Origin of the sequence: Mycobacterium lehmannii (assembly GCF_002245535.1) — a bacterium.
GTDB lineage: Bacteria > Actinomycetota > Actinomycetes > Mycobacteriales > Mycobacteriaceae > Mycobacterium > Mycobacterium lehmannii.
In genome coordinates this window covers 1-17,635 of the sequence record NZ_NKCN01000046.1, presented here as the reverse complement: position 1 = coordinate 17,635, position 17,635 = coordinate 1, and the positions used below count along the sequence as shown (strand labels likewise).

Here is a 17,635-nt window from a genome sequence, read left to right as displayed (position 1 = left end):
CACCCGCCCCGAAAACCCCGGCACAAGCACCACCACGGCAGGCCCGAGGCTGCCGCCCACGAACGGCGGAGAATATTCAGAGATTCTGGCAAACATGATGTAACTTCAATCGACACACGATGCGGGGTTGGCCGCTGTCGAGGGGTTAATAGAGACGGTGGACGCGATACCTTTCGGGCACTACCAGCTGCAGGAATTGATCGGCCGCGGCGGTATGGGCGAGGTCTATCGCGCCTACGACACCAAGACCGACCGCATCGTCGCGCTGAAGGTGTTGCCGCCCAGCATGGCCGCCGACGAGATCTTCCAACAGCGCTTCCGGCGCGAGTCGCAGGCCGCCGCCGGGCTCAACGACCCGCACGTCGTGCCCATTCACGGGTTCGGCGAGATCGACGGCCGCCTCTACCTCGATATGCGCCTCATCGAGGGCCGCAACCTCGGCGCCATCCTCAGCGACGCCGGTAAACGCCCGCTGGACACCACGCTCGCGGTCAGGATCGCCGAACAGGTGGCGACGGCCCTCGACGCCGCCCACGCCCGCGGCCTGATCCACCGCGACATCAAGCCGTCGAACATTCTGGTCACCGAACGCCAATTCGTGTACCTCATCGACTTCGGCCTGGCCCGCAGCGCGGGCGAGAAAGGCCTGACCACCGCGGGCAGCACGCTAGGGACGATGGCGTACATGGCCCCCGAACGCTTCGAGGGCAAACCCGTCGACCAGACCGCCGACATATACGCACTGGCCTGCGTGCTCTACGAGTGCCTGACCGGCGTGCGTCCCTATCCCGCCGACAGCCTCGAGCAGCAGATCGCCGGTCACATGAGCAAGGACGTGCCGAAGCCGTCGGCGGTCGATCCGCGATTGGCGGCCTTCGACGAGGTCATCGCCAAAGGTATGGCCAAGACGCCTGCCAAGCGGTACCAGAAGGCCGGCGACCTGGCCGACGCCGCGCGCCGTGCCCTCACCGCACCGGTGCGCACCGCTGGCAGCGGCAGGCACCAGGCCCGACGGGCACCGGCAACGGCACGCGTCAGGCGGGTGCCACGCCGGGCGCTGGCCGTGGCCGCGTCGGTCATGCTGGTCGCGGCGCTGGGCACGTTCGGCGTATTGCAGTGGCGCGGCGGCCAGGACGGCAGCGCTAGACCGGCCAGCGTCGAAGAGACGACGGCGCCGCCGCCCGCCGCTGAAGGCGCGGTGGCATCGATCGCGGCGACGGTGCCCGAGGAGATCCGGTCGACGGGCAAGCTCGTCATCGGTGTCAACACCCCTTATGCGCCAAACGAATTCAAAGATGCCGACGGTCAGATTGTCGGCTTCGACGTCGACCTGATGAACGCGATCGCCCGAACGCTGGGCCTGGTTCCCGAATACCGCGAAACCGCGTTCGAGGCGATTCTGCCGTCCGTGCGCGCCGGTGACTTCAACGTCGGCATGTCATCGGTCACCGACACGAAGGAGCGCGAGGAGTCCGTCGACTTCGTCACCTACTTCCAGGCGGGCACAATGTGGGCGCAGCGGACCGGGTCCGGGTTCACCCCGGCCGACGCGTGCGGGCTGCGTATCGGCGTGGCGTACGCGACGCTTCAGCAGACCGAGGAGATCCCGGCGAAGAGCAAGGAGTGTGTGGCCGCCGGATCGGCGCCGATCGACGAAGTGGTCTACGTGACGCAGGACGACCTCACCAAGGCGCTGGTCAACGGCGAGGTCGACGTGATGGCCACGGATTCGCCGGTCGCGGGGTTCGCGATCAAGACCTCGGGCGGTGCGCTGGAGGCCGCAGGGGACGTTTTCAACTCCGCGCCGTACGGCTGGCCCGTGGCCAAGGGGTCCGGGCTGGCCGAGTCGCTGCGCCAGGCGTTGGCGCATCTGATCTCCACCGGCGAGTACCGCACCATCGCCCTGATGTGGGGCGTGGAGAAGGGCATGATCTCCACGCCGCAGATCAATGGCGCGACCCGTTGATCACACGCTTCTGGGTACGGGTGTAACCTGAAGGCAGCCGTCTCCGGTTAGCAGCCATCTTTTCCACGCGATGGAACTGCGCTTTGACACCGCGCGCCACTTTCGGCATCGGCCGCAGCGGAACGTAACGAAGGACTTGCTACATGCAGTCGAACGACCTGTTTTCACACCCTCAGCAGCCCGAGTACGTCTCGAGCGAAGACCACTCCAACGAACCCGTGACCAATCCGGTGTTCTCCGACCGCCCTGAACGCGGTCCGTCCACACCCTCCGCATGAACGGCCTCACGGGGACGCGGCGGCTCGCCCGACCCGTCCGCCTCGTGCTCGCACCACAACTCGGCTCCGACATCGACGGTGCCTGGTGGCCCCACACCGGCTCGGTAGCCGGTGAACTGCCCGAGCTGATCGAAACCCTGCACAAGACGCTGGGTGAGATCATCGACATCCGGGTCAACTGGGCGGCCACCGAGGGCACGCTGGACTACAACTCGATCCTGTCGAGCACCAGGACCAAGAATCCCGGCCCGCGCCGTCCGCATCGACTGATGGTTGTCGCCGGACGCTCGGCGTCGGTGAAACTGCTTGTGATACCGCATATGACGACACCCGCGCTCGGTGCGATGGTCATGCGTTGCGCGGTCGGCAAATCGAACGACGGCACTCCGGAATGCGAGCAGTGGAGCGACGCCGCCGACACGGTCATCCGGGCTGCCCAGTCCGACAGCGTGGCCTGGACGGCCAGGGCATAACTTTCAGCGCACGACGATCGTGTGCTCGCCACGCGGTACCAGTTCGCCGATCACGGGTGCGCCCGGAATCTCGCCGGCGATCAGCAGCCCACCTGAGGTCTGCGCATCGGCCAGCAACAGCGACTCGTCTTCGTCGACCGCGGTCAGATCGACGTGCGGCGCCACCCATTCCAGGTTGCGCCGAGTTCCGCCGCTGACAAAGCCCTGCGCCAACGCCTCTCGCGCACCGTCGATATAGGGCACCGCCGCGCTGTCGATCACCGCGGTGACACCGCTGGCGCGCGCGAGCTTGTGCAGGTGTCCGAGTAGCCCGAAACCCGTGATGTCGGTGGCGCATTCGACACCGGCGTCGACGGCGGCCCGTGCGGCATCGGCGTTCAATGTGGTCATCACCGCGATCGCCTCCGGGAACGTCTCTCCGGTGTTCTTGTGCCGACTGTTGAGTACCCCGACGCCGAGCGGCTTGGTCAACGACAGGGGCACACCCGGTTTGCCTGCATCGTTGCGCAGCAACCGATTCGGATCGGCCACGCCGGTGACGGCCAACCCGTACTTTGGTTCCGGGTCGTCGACGCTGTGCCCACCGGCCAAGTGGCAGCCCGCAGCCCCGCACACGTCCAGGCCGCCGCGCAACACCTCGCTGACCAACTCGAACGGCAGCACCTCGCGCGGCCAGCCCAGCAGGTTCACCGCAACGACCGGTCGTCCGCCCATCGCGTACACATCCGACAGCGCGTTGGTTGCCGCGATGCGGCCCCAGTCGTACGGGTCGTCGACCACCGGGGTGAAGAAGTCCGTCGTCGCGATCAGCGCCAACCCGTTGTCTGAAAAACCGACGTCGATGCGCACCGCCGCCGCGTCGTCACCGTCATCGAGGCCCACCAGCAGCTCGCCGACCGGATCGCGCGGCGCCGCGCCGGTCAGCCCCCGGACCACGTCCTCGAGCTCACCGGGCGGGATCTTGCACGCGCATCCGCCACCGTGGGCGTACTGAGTCAGTCGGTAGGTCATCTGCTCCGTCACAGCCTCCATGCTGCCTGGCATGATCGGGCGGTGGGTCAGGGAGGCGTATCCGGTCTGGTGACCGGCGCGGTCTTCAAAATCGCTGAGCGGCAGATCCTGTCGCTGGCGGGTTCGATTCCCGTCCGCCTCCGCCACCCTTTCCGGTGATCACCCGTCCCACACCACCAGGCCGTCATCGCGGATCCGCGCTCCGTCCGACGGCTCGTGCGGCACAAGCCGACCGTCGTGCATGAGGTGCATGACCGGCACCGAGTACCGCAACATCGCGACGTCGGCGACGATCCGGCGGTGGCACCGCCACCACACCGACTCGCTGCACATCATCGCGGTGTGCTGTCGCTGCGACTGCTCCACGAGCTCGCCCATGGCGGCGTCGAACTCCTCGGTGCGCGTGTACGCCGCGTACGCGGCGAACTGCTTGACGCGCCACCACGGATCCTCGGGCTCGGACCCCGAGGACAGGCTTCTGCGTCCGCCCAGTCGCTGCTCCCAGCGGTAGCTCAGCCCCGCCTCGTCGGCCCACTCGGTGATCGCGGCCATCGCCACGTCGGGATTGTGCCTGCTGTTCGGATAGCGGCGGATGTCGATGAGCGCCTCGACCTCGGCTTCGCACAGCAGCTTCGCGAGCTCCGACTTATCGAGCGCACCATGGCCCACCGACGTCAACACACCACCGGTGTACCCGATCGACGCCGTTGCGCCATGATGGCCTCATGCGATTTGTGCACGTTTTGTTGCGCTGGGCGCCCCTAGGTGCACAAATCGCAGGGGGTGGCCCGGTGACGGATCCGCGACGACGGGTGCCGCGCACCGATGCGCTGCTCGCCGATCCACGCCTGGTCGAGGCATCGCGGGTACTGGGCCGGACACTGGTGAAAACCGTTGTGGGACAGTCGCAACAGCGTGCGCGGGCCGGTGAGATCGAGCCGGAGCGGGTTGCTGACGACGCGGTCGCATCGCTGCCGACGAGCGCGGCCACCCTGCGCCCGGTCATCAACGCCACCGGGGTCGTCGTGCACACCAACCTGGGTCGGGCGCCACTGTCGGGAGCCGCGGTCGACGCGGTTGTCACCGCAAGCGGCGCCACCGACGTGGAGTTCGACCTCGAAACCGGACGCCGGGCCCGGCGCGGTCGTGGCGCGCTCGCCGCGTTGGCCCGAGCGGTCCCGACCGCCGGCGGCGTGCACGTGGTCAACAACAACGCCGCCGCGCTGCTGCTCACCGCGATGACGCTGGCACCCGGCAAGGAGATCATCGTCAGCCGCGGTGAGCTGATCGAGATCGGCGACGGTTTCCGCCTGCCCGAACTGATGGAGTCGACCGGTTCTCGCATCCGCGAGGTCGGCACCACCAACCGCACCCACCTGCGCGACTACGCCGACGTGCTCGGCCCCGACACCGGTTTCATCCTCAAGGTGCACCCGTCGAACTACTCGGTCACGGGCTTCACCTCGACTGTCGGCGTGCCCGAGCTCGCCGAACTCGTCCGGGGCGAGCGAAGCGACGGGAAGAAGGTCGTTCCGCTGGTCGCCGACATCGGCTCGGGGCTGCTCACCCCGCACCCGCTGCTGCCCGACGAGCCCGACGCGACCACGATGCTGCGCGACGGCGCCGACGTCGTCACCGCCAGCGGGGACAAGCTGCTCGGCGGGCCCCAGGCGGGCCTGCTGTTCACCTCGGCGGAGCTCATCGAGCGGCTGCGCCACCATCCGGCCGCGCGGGCGCTGCGCGTCGACAAGCTGACCCTGGCCGCGCTGGAAGCCACACTGGTCGGCCCGCCGCCGCCGGTCGTGCAGGCGCTCGACGCCGACGTCTCCGACCTGCGGGCCCGCGCGCAGAACCTGGCCGCCCAGCTCCCGGGAGCCGAGGCCGTCGACTGCACCGCCGCGGTCGGCGGAGGCGGCGCACCCGACGTCGCGCTGCCGAGCGCCGCGGTCAGCCTGCCGGAGTCCTACGCCGCGCCGCTGCGCACCGGCACACCCGCGATCGTCGGACGGCTGGAGGGCGGTCGGTGCCTGCTGGACCTGCGCACGGTGGCCCCCGAGGACGACGGCCTGCTCGCCCAGGCGGTGCTGGCGTGTACGTCGTAGCGACCGCGGGCCACGTCGACCACGGCAAGTCCACGCTCGTCGAACGCCTCACCGGCATGTGGCCGGACCGGCTCGCCGAGGAGCAGCGTCGCGGCCTGACCGTCGATCTCGGCTTCGCGTGGACCACTCTCGACGGGCGCGAGGTCGCATTCGTCGACGTGCCGGGCCACGAACGGTTCGTCGCGAACATGCTCGCCGGCGTCGGCCCCGTGCCTGCGATCGTGTTCGTCGTCGCCGCGACGGAGGGCTGGATGCCGCAGTCCGACGAGCACCTCGACGCGCTGCGCGCGCTCGGCGTTCGGCATCTGCTCGTGGTGATCAGCAAGGCCGACCTCGCCGACCCCGCGCACGCGATCGGACAGAGTCGCGAGCGACTGCCCGACGTTCCGGTGGTGCTCGGCACGGATCTGGAAGCCGTTCGCAGCGCGGTCATTTCGCTTGTCGACGCGCTGCCTGCGCCCGATCGCGACGCCGACGTGCGGCTGTGGGTGGACCGGTCGTTCACCGTCCGCGGCGCGGGCACGGTGGTGACGGGAACGCTGGCGGCGGGCACCTTGCGCGTCGGCGACGAGCTTGAGCACGCGGGACGACGGTTGACGATCCGCGGCCTGCAGTCGCTCGGCCGGGACCGGCGGGAGGTCGGCGCGATCGCGCGGGTCGCAGTGAATGTGCGCGGTGTCGACCGCAGGTACATCGGCCGCGGCGACACCATCCGCACGCCGGGTGCGTGGGTGGACACCGCCGAAATCGACGTTCTGTTAAGGGAATCCGGTGAACTGCATCGGCAGCTCGTGCTCCACGTCGGGTCGGCCGCGGTGCCGGTGCACGTGCGTCCGCTCGGCGCGGCGGGCGCGCGGCTTCGGCTGACGCGTCCGCTTCCGCTGCGGGTCGGTGACATCGGCTTGCTGCGTGACCCCGGCGAGCACCGTATCGCCGCGGGCGTCGAGGTGCTCGACGTGCGGCCGCCCGCGCTGCGGCGTCGCGGTGCGGCACGCGAGCGCGGTGAGGAGCTGGCCACCGGGCGTGTGCGTCCGCCACCGTGCGCGCGCATAACCGATTTGCGCGCCATGGGTTTCGACGCCGACGGCACCCACATCGGGGAGTGGATGGTCGACGATGACTGGTGGGCCCAGCGTCGCCACCAGATGACCGCGGCGCTCAACGACTGGACCGCCGGGCACGACGTCGCGGCGGGGATGCCGCTGGAAGCCCTACGACAGCAGGCCGGTGTGCCCGCCTCCGAACTCCTGCTCGCGCTGTTGGAGGGCACCGGACTTCAGGTGACCGACGGCGTGGTGCGACGCCCCGACGCGGAGTTGCCCGCACGCGTCGACAAGGCGGTGCGAACGGTCGAGGAGTGGTTGGCAGCTGAGCCGTTTCACGCACCGGAGGCCGACGAACTCGCCGACCTGAACCTGGGTCCGCGGGAACTCGCGGCTGCGGTACGCGCCGGACGGCTCACCAGGATCGCCGAAGGCGTCGTCCTCGGCTTCGATGCCGCTGACCGTGCCGCCGAGATCCTCGCGACGCTGCCGCAACCGTTCACCGTCGCCGAAGCCAAGCGCGCGCTGAACACCACGCGGCGGGTCGCGGTGCCGCTGCTCGAACTCCTCGACGCTCGAAAGGTCACATGCCGGGGTGCCGACGGCACCCGAACGCTTCTTCCGCGGGAGCGCTCAACGCCCAAGCCTCATTAGCTCGGCAGCCTCCTTAGCTTCAGCCTCATTAGCTCGGCAGCCTCATTAGATTCAGCCTCGTCTGCTCCACCAGCCTCACTGGCTCTACCAGCCTCACTGGTTTCTGGTGGGTTCCGCATCGCAAGTGCCCGCCTCAGAGCGAATTATTCGCTCCAAGCGAATAATTCGCTGATAGCCGGGCAGCGTCGAGGGCTGTCTGCCGGAGCCCAGGCGGCGTCGAGGGGCTCCCTGCTCGACGCTGCTGAGGGCGACTGTGACTGCTGACTTACGCGGTCGTCCACACGTTTCGTACCTGACGGAGCGCTCGTTCCGTCACAACCCCAGTTCGCTCAGGCCCGGATGCTCCGTCGGGCGCGGGCCGGAGCGGTCCCAGTGGAACAACCGTTGCTCGTCGGTGATCGCGACATCGTTGATGCTGGCATGGCGCGTCTTCATCAGCCCGTCGGCGGCGAACTCCCAGTTCTCGTTGCCGTACGCCCGGAACCACCTGCCCTCGGCGTCGTGGTACTCGTAGGCGAACCGCACGGCGATACGGTCATCGCCGTACGCCCACAGCTCTTTGATGAGTCGATACTCGAGTTCCTGCTCCCATTTGCCGGTCAGAAACTCGATGATTTCCTCGCGGCCATGAAGAAAGGTCGACCGGTTGCGCCACCGGCTGTCCGGTGTGTACCCCTTCGCGACGCGCTCGGGATCACGGGTGTTCCAGTTATCCTCAGCGGCACGAATTTTCGCGACAGCGGTGTCGTGAGTGAACGGCGGTACCAGCGGCGGCGTGCTCATCGCGTGTCCTTCTCCGTGTCCTGAAGCGGGTTCACCTACAAACCGTACGCTCGGCGTCAACATTCCGACGCGCGGCTAGCGTTCCGCCTTGATCACCTGCGCCAAACTGAACTGCCAACGCTCGACCAGTCGGAAACCCATGTCGTGGCTGACCGCGAACGCCCGCGTCCCACCGAAAAGGGGACCGGGTGGAATCGCCACCCCCTCTTCGTGTTCGGGGGCGTCGGGATCGGCCTGCGTGATGATCCACACGACGCCGCAGTGCTCGAGCGGTCCGACCGAGGCCTCGGGGATCAGGTTGGTGTCGAACACGTGGCGGCGGTCGGCAGCGCGCTGCCACAGGCTGACGTCGACCAGGCCGGCGTAGGCGTCGGGGCGCGCGGCCATCAACGGTCGCATCGGCGCCGGATGGAAGGTGACGGTATCGTTGACCAGCAAGCAGTCACCTGCAGCGGCCTCCACGGAGATCAGGTCGGCCACCGGGCTGTAGTCCATGTGGTACTTGGCGTACGGACCACGTTGCACGGCAATGAAAGTGGGCGCCGCGACCAACGCGAACACCACCACGACCGCCGCCGCCACCCACGCGGAGCGCGCCACCGCCATGATGCAGACGCCCAGCAGCAGCGCCATGGCCGGTGCGGTGAAGCACAGATATCGGGGGGTGTAGAGCGGTTCGCGCACCGCCGAGTACGCGACGATCAACGCCGTTGGGATCGCCAACCAGGAGACGGCCAGCACGACGGCTTCCCGCTCGCCGACACTCGGGCGCCTCGCGAAGACCCACAACCCGATCGCCGCGAGTACCACGACCGCGGCCAGCGCCGCGAAATACGGGTTGCGGTCGAAATACTGTTGTACGGCAATGTCTTCGAACGTGCGCGAGCCGATCGGCGTGATCCAGCTGATCTGCTGGGCCTGCCCGGCGACCACCGCGACAAACGGCGCCATCACCGCGACGCCCACAACGGACGTGATCGCGAACGGCAGCACCACCTCCCGTCGCCGCCGGAACGCCAGCACGAACACCGCGTACGCGAGGACCAGCAACGCCAGGTAGATGTCGAACAGGATCGACACCGCCAGCAGTCCGCCGTAAACCCCCCAAACCCAACGGGATTCGCGTCCGGCGGCCCACACTAGCGCCACGGCCAGCCAGACCGCCAGCATCATCGTCAGCGCATACGGGCGCGCTTCTATACCCGCCCACGTCGCTCGAGGCAGGATCGCGCACATGACGCCGGCCGCGAGCCCGACCGCCCGCGACGACAGCTGCCGACCCAGCACCACCACCCCAGCCGCGGCGGCGCCGACGGCCAGGCCGCTGGGCACCCGCGACCAGAATTCCGTCGGCGGCACGATGGTGAACCAGCCGTGCATCAGCACGTAGTACAAGCCATGTACGGCGTCGACGTCGCCGAGCATCTGCCACAGCGCAGACAGCGACCGGCTGTAGGACGCCGAGATCGTTGCGGCTTCGTCGTACCAGAACGACGGTCGTCCGGCGCCCGCGAGGCTCACCGCGGCACCGAGAATGCCGACGAAAAGCGGTTCCAGCCACGCCAGCCGACCGCGGGCGGCGACGTCTACCAGACGCGGATCCAGTCGATGAGCATGGCCGACGGGTAGGGCGCCCGACGCGGATCCCCGCCGCCCGAACCGCCGACCGCGAGGTTGAAGATGGCCTGCAGCCAGTAACCGGGGATGCCGAACGGCCACCGCAGGTCGCCAGGCCGGCCGTGGACCGGGATCGGGTTGTTGTTCACGGTGAAGTACGGCTCGGCGCCGTCGACGTAGTCACGCCAGAAGCTGAACCCCTCCTCGCCCCAGTGCACCCGCCAGTTGTGCCAGGCGGGATCGACCAGCCCGGGAATGGACTTCCCCTTCCAGGTCCGGCCGTTGGACGCGGCGTGCACGGTGGTCCCGGGCGGCCAGTCGCCGTTGCCGTAGTACTCCAAAACGTCTACCTCGCCGTCCGGCAGCGGGTCCTGGTTCAGCAACCAGTAGGCGGGCCAGAGACCCGGGTGCATGCAGTCCAATTTGATCCGCGCTTCCCAGGTGGTGCCGATCTGGCCGCGGAAGTGGCTGAGCACCTTGCCGCTGAAGTACTGGTCGCCTTCCTGGGTGGCGCACAGCACGAGGTTGGAGTTGCCGTCGATGAACACGTTGCGGCGGTCGTCGCGGTAGTGGCCCGCGATCGGCGGGTTCACCGGGTCGTCCCAGCTCTGGATGATCCACTTCGACCGGTCGGGCGCCGATCCGGCCGGACCGTCGAATTCGTCGTGGAAGAGGTAGGTTCCGGCCGCCGCGTCCGGTGGTGGTTGCGACGGCGGGGACGGCCGGACCGGCGAGGCGTTGGCCAGCGGCGATTGGATTGCGGCCGCGCCCACGGCGGCGGCTCCGGTCATCATCATCAGGGTGCGACGGTCGATTTCGGCCACAGCAGCACCATAGAGGGTGCAAACCATGATCGGGTCGGGTTCCGACCACCGTGGCGCCCACAGCAGTCATCCGACGACGGCGCCCGCCCGCGCCGCACCCCGTGTGACTAGGCGCAACGCCGAGATACGCCCGGTTGTAGCAACCGCAGCCCGCACGCGGTTTGATGGGGGCAACGTCGGGTAAGGAGCCTTCGAGGCCTGAAGGAGGCGCGGTGGACATCAAGGGGTTGTTCCAGTCGTGGCCGGTGTACCGGCAGCTCACGGGTCAGGACCCGTTGGGGCGCGGCCACGCCGCCCAGTCGAAGCGCTCGATCGAGTTGACCCCGCGCACCGTCGAAGCCGACCGGGTCGCGCACTCCGTATGCCCGTACTGCGCGGTGGGTTGCGCGCAGAAGGTCTACGTCAAGGACGAGAAGGTCATCCAGATCGAGGGCAACCCCGACAGCCCGGTTTCGCGAGGCCGCCTGTGCCCCAAGGGATCTGCGAGCAAGCAGCTCGTCACAGGTCCGCAGCGGCTGACCAAGGTTCGCTACCGCCCGCCGTACGCCACCGAGTGGCAGGAGATCGACCTCGACACGGCGATGGACATGGTCGCCGACCGGGTGCTCGACGCGCGCAACAAGGGTTGGCAGCAGTTCGACGCCGACCGCAACACGCTGCGCCGGACCATGGGCATCGCGAGCCTCGGCGGCGCGACGCTGGACAACGAAGAGAACTACCTGATCAAAAAGCTGTTCACCGCCTTAGGAGCGCTACAGATCGAGAACCAGGCGCGTATTTGACACAGCGCCACGGTTCCCGGTCTGGGAGCCTCCTTCGGTCGCGGCGGGGCGACGGACTACCAGCAGGACCTCGCCAACTCGGACTTCATCGTGATCATGGGTTCGAACATGGCCGAAGCCCATCCGGTCGGGTTCCAGTGGGTGGTCGAGGCCAAATTGCGCGGCGCCAAGGTCGTGCACATCGACCCGCGGTTCACCCGCACCAGCGCGCTGGCCGACCGGCACCTCACGCTGCGGGCGGGCAGTGACATCGCCTTCCTCGGCGGCGTCATCAATTACATCCTGAGCAACGACCTCGACTTCCGCGAGTACGTCACCGCCTACACCAACGCCTCGTTCCTCGTCGACGAGCGGTTCCAGGACGCCGAGGACCTCAACGGTTTGTTCTCCGGCTACGACGACGAATCCGCGTCCTACGACCCGTCGACGTGGCAGTACCAGCGCACCGATCGCGAAGGCGGCGGGTCCGGGGCCAAGGAGCAGGCCGCGCCGGACCAGCAGGGGTCCGGCGGCGCACCCATCGACGACACCGCGCACCGGATCCCCAGCGATCCGACGCTGCAGCACCCGCGCTGCGTCTTCCAGATCCTCAAACGCCATTACGCCCGCTACACCCCGGAGATGGTGGAGCGAGTCTGCGGTGTGCCCGCAGAGGATTTCCTCGACGTCGCGCGGGCGTGGGCCGAGAACTCCGGCCGCGAACGCACCGCCGCGCTGGTGTACAGCGTCGGGTGGACCCAGCACACGCTGGGAGCGCAATTCATCCGCGCCGGGTCGATCATCCAACTGCTGTTGGGCAACATCGGCCGCCCCGGCGGGGGAGTGTTCGCACTCCGCGGGCACGCCAGCATCCAGGGCTCGACCGACGTGCCGACGCTGTTCAACCTGCTGCCCGGCTACCTCGCGATGCCGCACGCCGGCCAGGAGACGCTCTCGCAGTACGTCGACGACATCCGCGGCGACCACCAGAAAGGCTTCTGGCACAACGCCGATACCTACATGGTGTCGCTGCTCAAGGAGTACTGGGGCGAAAACGCCACCGCAGACAACGACTTCTGCTTCGACTACCTGCCCCGCATCAACGGCGACCACGGCACCTACCGCACGGTGATGGACATGGTCGACGGCAACGTGTTCGGGTACTTCCTTCTGGGGCAGAACCCCGCGGTCGGGTCTGCGCACGGCCGATTGCAGCGCCTCGGCATGGCCAACCTGGACTGGCTGGTGGTGCGCGACCTCGTCGAAATCGAAAGCGCGACATTCTGGCAGAACGCGCCGGAGATCGAGACCGGCGAGATCGACCCGAAGACCTGCCGCACCGAAGTGTTCCTGTTCCCCGCGGCTTCGCACGTCGAGAAGTCCGGCACGTTCACCCAGACGCAGCGCAAACTGCAGTGGCGCGAACAAGCGGTCGAACCGTCCGGCGACGCCCGCTCCGAGCTGTGGTTCTTCTACCACCTGGGCCGGATTCTGCGCGAAAAGCTCGCCGGCTCAACCGATGAGCGCGACCGGCCGGTGCTGGACCTGTCGTGGGACTACAAGCTCGACGGTGACGAGCCGTCGGCCGACGACGTGCTGCGGCGCATCAGCGGGGTGGACCTGACGACCGGTCGCGCCGTCGACAACTACCTGTCGCTCAAGGCCGACGGTTCGACGATGTGCGGCTGCTGGATCTACAGCGGCGTGTACGCCGACGAGGTGAACCAGGCAGCGCGGCGCGAGCCACACGACGACTCCCAATGGGGTTGGGCGTGGCCGATGAACCGCCGCGTGCTCTACAACCGCGCGTCGGCCGATCCACAAGGCAGGCCGTGGAGCGAGCGCAAGAAGCTTATCTGGTGGGACCCCGATAAGGGGGAGTGGACGGGTCACGACGTCCCGGACTTCGAGAAGACCAAACCGCCCGACTACGAACCACCTTCGGACGCAGTCGGTGTCGAGGCGCTGCGCGGTGACGACGCGTTCGTCATGCAGGCCGACGGCAAGGGATGGCTGTTCGCGCCCAACGGGGTACTCGACGGGCCGCTGCCGACGCACTATGAACCGCACGAGTCGCCGATGGCCAATGCCCTCTACATGCAGCAGGGCAACCCGGCGCGCAAGGTGTACGGGCGAGCGGACAACCCATCGAATCCGTCGCCGCCGGAGTTGCACGGAGAGGTGTTCCCGTACGTCTTCACCGCCGCACGGTTGACCGAACACCACACGGCGGGCGGGATGAGCCGCCAGTTGCCGTATCTCAGCGAGCTGCAGCCCGGTCTGTTCGTCGAGGTGTCACCCGATTTGGCGGCCGAACGCGGTCTGACGCATATGGAATGGGCGCACGTGGTGACCAGCCGCTCGGCGGTTGACGCGCGGGTGTTCGTAACCGACCGGATGCGGCCGTTGCGCGTCGAGGACCGGGTCGTGCACCAGGTGTGGATGCCTTATCACTGGGGCAGCGTCGGTTTGATCGACGGCGACGTGGTCAACGACCTGCTCGGGGTGGTGGCCGATCCGAACGTGTTCATCCAGGAGAGCAAGGTCGCGACGTGTGACATCCAGCCGGGGCGGCGGCCGCGGGGTCCGGCGCTGCTGCAGTACATCGCGATGTACCGCGAGCGTGCCCGCATCACGCCCGAGACCGGTACCAACCTGGACACCACCGAGCCGTCGGAAGACCACACCGAGGAGCAGTCATGAGCCACAACAGCTTCTACGGCCCTCTCGACGACGTCGCCGCCGACGCGGGCTACGACGAACATCCGCCGCGGATGGGCTTTTTCACCGATACCTCGGTGTGCATCGGCTGCAAGGCGTGCGAGGTCGCGTGCAAGGAGTGGAACGAGGTGCCCGACAGCGGCTACAACCTGCTGGGCATGTCGTTCGACAACACCGGTGAGCTGGGCGCCAATTCGTGGCGGCACGTCGCGTTCATCGAGCAACCCTCACGCGAACGCGTTGACCTCGGGATCCCCGGTTTCGAGCGCCCCGGCGACACGATGAGCGCCGAGACCCGCCAGGACTTCCGATGGTTGATGAGCAGCGACGTCTGCAAGCACTGCACCCACGCCGGGTGTCTCGACGTATGCCCGACGGGCGCGCTGTTTCGCACTGAGTTCGCGACCGTCGTTGTGCAGCAGGATATCTGCAACGGGTGCGGTTACTGCGTGTCGGGCTGCCCGTACGGGGTGATCGAGCGGCGCGAGGGCGACGGCCGAGCCTGGAAGTGCACGCTGTGCTACGACCGTTTGCGCGACGGGCTCGAGCCGGCCTGCGCAAAGGCGTGCCCGACGGACTCCATTCAGTTCGGTGTGCTCGATGAGCTGCGCGACCGAGCCGCCCTGCGCGTCAACGAGTTACACGAGCGGGGCGTCACCGAGGCGCGGCTGTACGGCGAGGATCCCAACGACGGTGTCGGCGGTGACGGCGCATTCTTCCTGCTGCTCGACGAACCGGAGGTGTACGGGCTGCCGCCGGATCCTGTGGTGCCGACACGCGACATGGGTGCGATGTGGCGGTACGCGGGCATGGCGGCGTCGGCGATGATCGGCATCGCCGTGTCCTCGTTCTTCGGAGGGCGCAGCTGATGGCCCGCGAGCAGCTCGCCGTGCCGAAGGCCGAATTCCGTTCCTACTACGGCAAGCAGATCCTCAAGACTCCGGTGTGGGATTGGAGGATCGCGGCGTACCTGTTCTGCGGCGGGTTGTCCGGGGGGTCGGCGATGCTTGCGGCGGGAGCGGACCTGACGGGGCGGAACGAGTTGCGCAAGGTCACCCGAATCGGCTCGCTGGTCAGCATTTTGGCGAGCCTGTATTTTCTGATCGCCGACCTCGGGCGGCCGGAGCGGTTCCACCACATGCTGCGGGTGGCCAAGCCGAGCTCGCCGATGAGCATGGGCACCTGGATCCTGTCGGCGTACGGCCCGGGGTCGGGCGTGATCGCGGTGGCCGAGCTGATGCCGCGTCGACTGCGCAAGACTGCGTTGGGCCGCTTAGTCGAGCGGGCGGCGCGACCGGCCGGGCTGTGGGCGGCGGGAACAGCGTCGGGGGTGGCTTCCTACACCGCAGTCCTGTTGTCGCAGACGGCGGTTCCGGCGTGGCGGGAGGCGCACCCGTATCTGCCGTTCGTGTTCACGGGTTCGGCGGCGGCCAGCGGCGCCGGTCTGGGCATGTTGTTGGCGCCCTACGACGAGACCGGTCCGGCACGCCGCATGGCGGTGCTGGGCGCGGGCATGGAGGTGGGGGCGTCGCGGCTGATGGAGCGGCGAATGGGTGTCGAAGGCGAGGCGTACACCACGGGGCGCCCGCACCGGTTGCGCCAGCTGTCGGAGGTGCTGACCGTGGCAGGAGCCGTCGGCGCAGCGCTCGGACGGAACCGGGGGACGATGGTCGCGTCGGGAGCGGCGCTGCTCGTCGGCAGCGCGCTGCAGCGGTTCGGGGTGTTCGAGGCCGGGGTCGCGTCGACGCGCGACCCGAAGTACGTCGTGGTCCCGCAACGGGAGCGGGTGGATGCCCGCGAGCGCCTACGCACGAGATCGCACTGAGGGCTGTTCACGACCGACCACGACCCTGAGTGCAATCTCGCCCATAGGACCATGAACAACATCCATCCGACGGGATTCTCCGTCGGATACCGTGTCCGTCCATGACCGTACCGACCACCGAAGCGCAGCCGCCGCGGTCGACTCCCGCTGAGACCAGGCGGGCGATCTGGAACACGATTCGCGGCTCGTCGGGCAACCTCGTCGAGTGGTACGACGTCTACATCTACACGGTGTTCGCCTCGTATTTCGAGGCGCAGTTCTTCGACGAGTCCGAGAAAAACTCGACGGTGTACGTCTATGCGATCTTCGCGGTCACCTTCGTGATGCGTCCCGTCGGGTCGTGGTTCTTCGGACGGTTCGCCGACCGGCGAGGCCGGCGCGCCGCGCTGACGGTCAGTGTCTCGCTGATGGCGTTCTGTTCGATGGTCATCGCGCTGGTGCCGTCGCAGGCGACGATCGGGGTCGCCGCGCCGATCGTCCTCGTGCTCGCGCGCCTTGTGCAGGGATTCGCGACCGGGGGCGAGTACGGGACGTCGGCGACGTACATGTCCGAGGCCGCGACCCGCGAACGTCGCGGGTTCTTCTCGAGCTTCCAGTACGTCACGCTCGTGGGCGGGCACGTGCTGGCGCAGTTCACGCTGCTGGTGCTCGACGCGTTCCTCAGTGAAGACCAGCTGCGCGACTTCGGCTGGCGCATCGGTTTCGCGATCGGCGGGGTTGCGGCGGTCGTGGTGTTCTGGCTGCGCCGCACCATGGACGAGTCGCTCAGCGAGGACGTCATCGAGGCGACGAAGGCCGGCGAGGACAAGGGCGCCGGCTCGATGCGCGAGCTGTTCACCCGCTACTGGAAACCGCTGCTGCTGTGCTTCCTCATCACCATGGGCGGCACCGTCGCGTTCTACACCTACAGCGTCAACGCCCCGGCGATCGTGAAGACCGCCTACAAGGGCGAGGGTATGACGGGCACGTGGATCAACCTGATCGGCCTGATCTTCCTGATGCTGTTGCAACCGGTCGGCGGGATGATCAGCGACAAGGTCGGCCGCAAACCGCTGCTGCTGTGGTTCGGCTTCGGCGGGTTGGTCTACACCTACATACTCATCACCTACCTGCCCGAAACCCGTTCTCCGCTCACCTCTTTCCTTCTGGTGGCGGTCGGGTACATCATCCTCACCGGCTACACCTCGATCAACGCGCTCGTGAAGTCGGAGTTGTTCCCGGTGCACGTTCGCGCGCTCGGCGTCGGTGTGGGATACGCGTTGGCGAACTCGATGTTCGGCGGCACGGCACCGTTGATCTACCAAGCGCTCAAGGAACGCGATCAGGTGCCGCTGTTCATCGGATACGTCACTGTGTGCATCGCGATCTCGCTCCTCGTGTACATCTTCGCGTTGAAGAACAAGTCCGAGACGTTCCTGGACCGCGAGCGCGGCGCGGCGTTCGTCCGCTGATCACTGCTTTCGCAGCCTGGTATGGATTCGCCTGTGCACCAGACCGTTTAGTTGGTGGGTGGTGGTTGGGGTTGGAAGGGTTCGTACCAGCGCCATTGGGCGTGTTCGCCGAGGGGTCCGGGGCAG

At 67.8% G+C, this 17,635-nt stretch carries 13 protein-coding genes and 1 tRNA gene; 9 read left to right on the top strand and 5 right to left on the bottom strand.

The features are described from left to right. Positions 1-157: 157 nt before the first annotated feature. Positions 158-1,966 carry a serine/threonine protein kinase StpK7 gene (gene stpK7 / locus CEX87_RS26320; protein ID WP_064396568.1) on the top strand — a complete coding sequence of 603 codons (1,809 nt, stop codon included), beginning with the start codon at positions 158-160 and terminating at the stop codon, positions 1,964-1,966. A 274-nt stretch (positions 1,967-2,240) separates the two neighbouring features. After that, positions 2,241-2,717: a DUF5994 family protein gene (locus tag CEX87_RS26315; RefSeq protein ID WP_064396566.1), complete on the top strand. Its 477-nt coding sequence runs from the start codon at positions 2,241-2,243 to the stop codon at positions 2,715-2,717. 3 nt (positions 2,718-2,720) lie between these two features. Here CEX87_RS26315 and selD read toward each other — a convergent pair whose 3' ends face one another. Beyond that, positions 2,721-3,728, bottom strand: a complete 1,008-nt coding sequence (gene selD / locus CEX87_RS26310) for a selenide, water dikinase SelD (protein ID WP_064425840.1) — start codon at positions 3,726-3,728, stop codon at positions 2,721-2,723. 51 nt (positions 3,729-3,779) lie between these two features. On the opposite strand from selD, the gene CEX87_RS26305 reads away from it, so the two are divergent. After that, positions 3,780-3,874: transfer RNA gene (locus CEX87_RS26305), tRNA-Sec, on the top strand. Positions 3,875-3,887: 13 nt separating this feature from the next. On the opposite strand, the gene CEX87_RS26300 is transcribed toward CEX87_RS26305, so the two are convergent. Continuing rightward, positions 3,888-4,409, bottom strand: a complete 522-nt coding sequence (locus tag CEX87_RS26300) for a DUF488 domain-containing protein (protein WP_064396564.1) — start codon at positions 4,407-4,409, stop codon at positions 3,888-3,890. Positions 4,410-4,519: 110 nt separating this feature from the next. On the opposite strand from CEX87_RS26300, the gene selA reads away from it, so the two are divergent. Beyond that, positions 4,520-5,830 (top strand): L-seryl-tRNA(Sec) selenium transferase, encoded by a 1,311-nt coding sequence (selA, locus tag CEX87_RS26295; RefSeq protein ID WP_064396562.1) that lies wholly within the window; start codon positions 4,520-4,522, stop codon positions 5,828-5,830. Then, positions 5,818-7,527 (top strand): selenocysteine-specific translation elongation factor, encoded by a 1,710-nt coding sequence (locus CEX87_RS26290; protein WP_064396560.1) that lies wholly within the window; start codon positions 5,818-5,820, stop codon positions 7,525-7,527. Before selA ends, CEX87_RS26290 begins: the two co-directional genes overlap by 13 nt. A gap of 312 nt (positions 7,528-7,839) precedes the next feature. Here the strand turns inward: CEX87_RS26290 and CEX87_RS26285 are convergent, their stop codons facing one another. The 3 genes from CEX87_RS26285 to CEX87_RS26275 form a co-directional block, all read right to left on the bottom strand. Then, entirely contained in the window at positions 7,840-8,310 is a 471-nt protein-coding gene (locus CEX87_RS26285) for a nuclear transport factor 2 family protein (protein WP_064396558.1), read from the bottom strand. A 75-nt stretch (positions 8,311-8,385) separates the two neighbouring features. Beyond that, positions 8,386-9,903 carry a glycosyltransferase family 39 protein gene (locus CEX87_RS26280; protein WP_198957317.1) on the bottom strand — a complete coding sequence of 506 codons (1,518 nt, stop codon included), beginning with the start codon at positions 9,901-9,903 and terminating at the stop codon, positions 8,386-8,388. After that, positions 9,897-10,742: a glycoside hydrolase family 16 protein gene (locus CEX87_RS26275; protein WP_064396640.1), complete on the bottom strand. Its 846-nt coding sequence runs from the start codon at positions 10,740-10,742 to the stop codon at positions 9,897-9,899. The genes CEX87_RS26280 and CEX87_RS26275 overlap by 7 nt, the downstream gene beginning before the upstream one ends. Before the next feature lie 221 nt (positions 10,743-10,963). On the opposite strand from CEX87_RS26275, the gene fdh reads away from it, so the two are divergent. The 4 genes from fdh (at position 10,964) to CEX87_RS26255 (ending at position 17,509) form a co-directional block, all read left to right on the top strand. Beyond that, positions 10,964-14,215, top strand: coding sequence for a formate dehydrogenase (fdh, locus tag CEX87_RS26270; protein ID WP_094289798.1), 3,252 nt, complete (start codon positions 10,964-10,966; stop codon positions 14,213-14,215). Next, positions 14,212-15,102 (top strand): 4Fe-4S dicluster domain-containing protein, encoded by an 891-nt coding sequence (locus tag CEX87_RS26265; RefSeq protein ID WP_094289796.1) that lies wholly within the window; start codon positions 14,212-14,214, stop codon positions 15,100-15,102. Before fdh ends, CEX87_RS26265 begins: the two co-directional genes overlap by 4 nt. Next, positions 15,102-16,058: an NrfD/PsrC family molybdoenzyme membrane anchor subunit gene (nrfD, locus tag CEX87_RS26260; RefSeq protein ID WP_094289794.1), complete on the top strand. Its 957-nt coding sequence runs from the start codon at positions 15,102-15,104 to the stop codon at positions 16,056-16,058. Before CEX87_RS26265 ends, nrfD begins: the two co-directional genes overlap by 1 nt. A 101-nt stretch (positions 16,059-16,159) precedes the next feature. Continuing rightward, positions 16,160-17,509, top strand: a complete 1,350-nt coding sequence (locus CEX87_RS26255) for an MFS transporter (protein WP_064419174.1) — start codon at positions 16,160-16,162, stop codon at positions 17,507-17,509. Positions 17,510-17,635 lie beyond the last annotated feature (126 nt).

Excerpts from the sequence above, each read along its gene's own strand:
- CEX87_RS26315 (WP_064396566.1), top strand. The coding sequence starts at position 2,241 with ATGAACGGCCTCACGGGGACGCGGCGGCTCGCCCGACCCGTCCGCCTC.
- selD (WP_064425840.1), bottom strand. The coding sequence starts at position 3,728 with ATGACCTACCGACTGACTCAGTACGCCCACGGTGGCGGATGCGCGTGC.
- CEX87_RS26285 (WP_064396558.1), bottom strand. The coding sequence starts at position 8,310 with ATGAGCACGCCGCCGCTGGTACCGCCGTTCACTCACGACACCGCTGTC.
- CEX87_RS26265 (WP_094289796.1), top strand. The coding sequence starts at position 14,212 with ATGAGCCACAACAGCTTCTACGGCCCTCTCGACGACGTCGCCGCCGAC.
- nrfD (WP_094289794.1), top strand. The coding sequence starts at position 15,102 with ATGGCCCGCGAGCAGCTCGCCGTGCCGAAGGCCGAATTCCGTTCCTAC.
- CEX87_RS26255 (WP_064419174.1), top strand. The coding sequence starts at position 16,160 with ATGACCGTACCGACCACCGAAGCGCAGCCGCCGCGGTCGACTCCCGCT.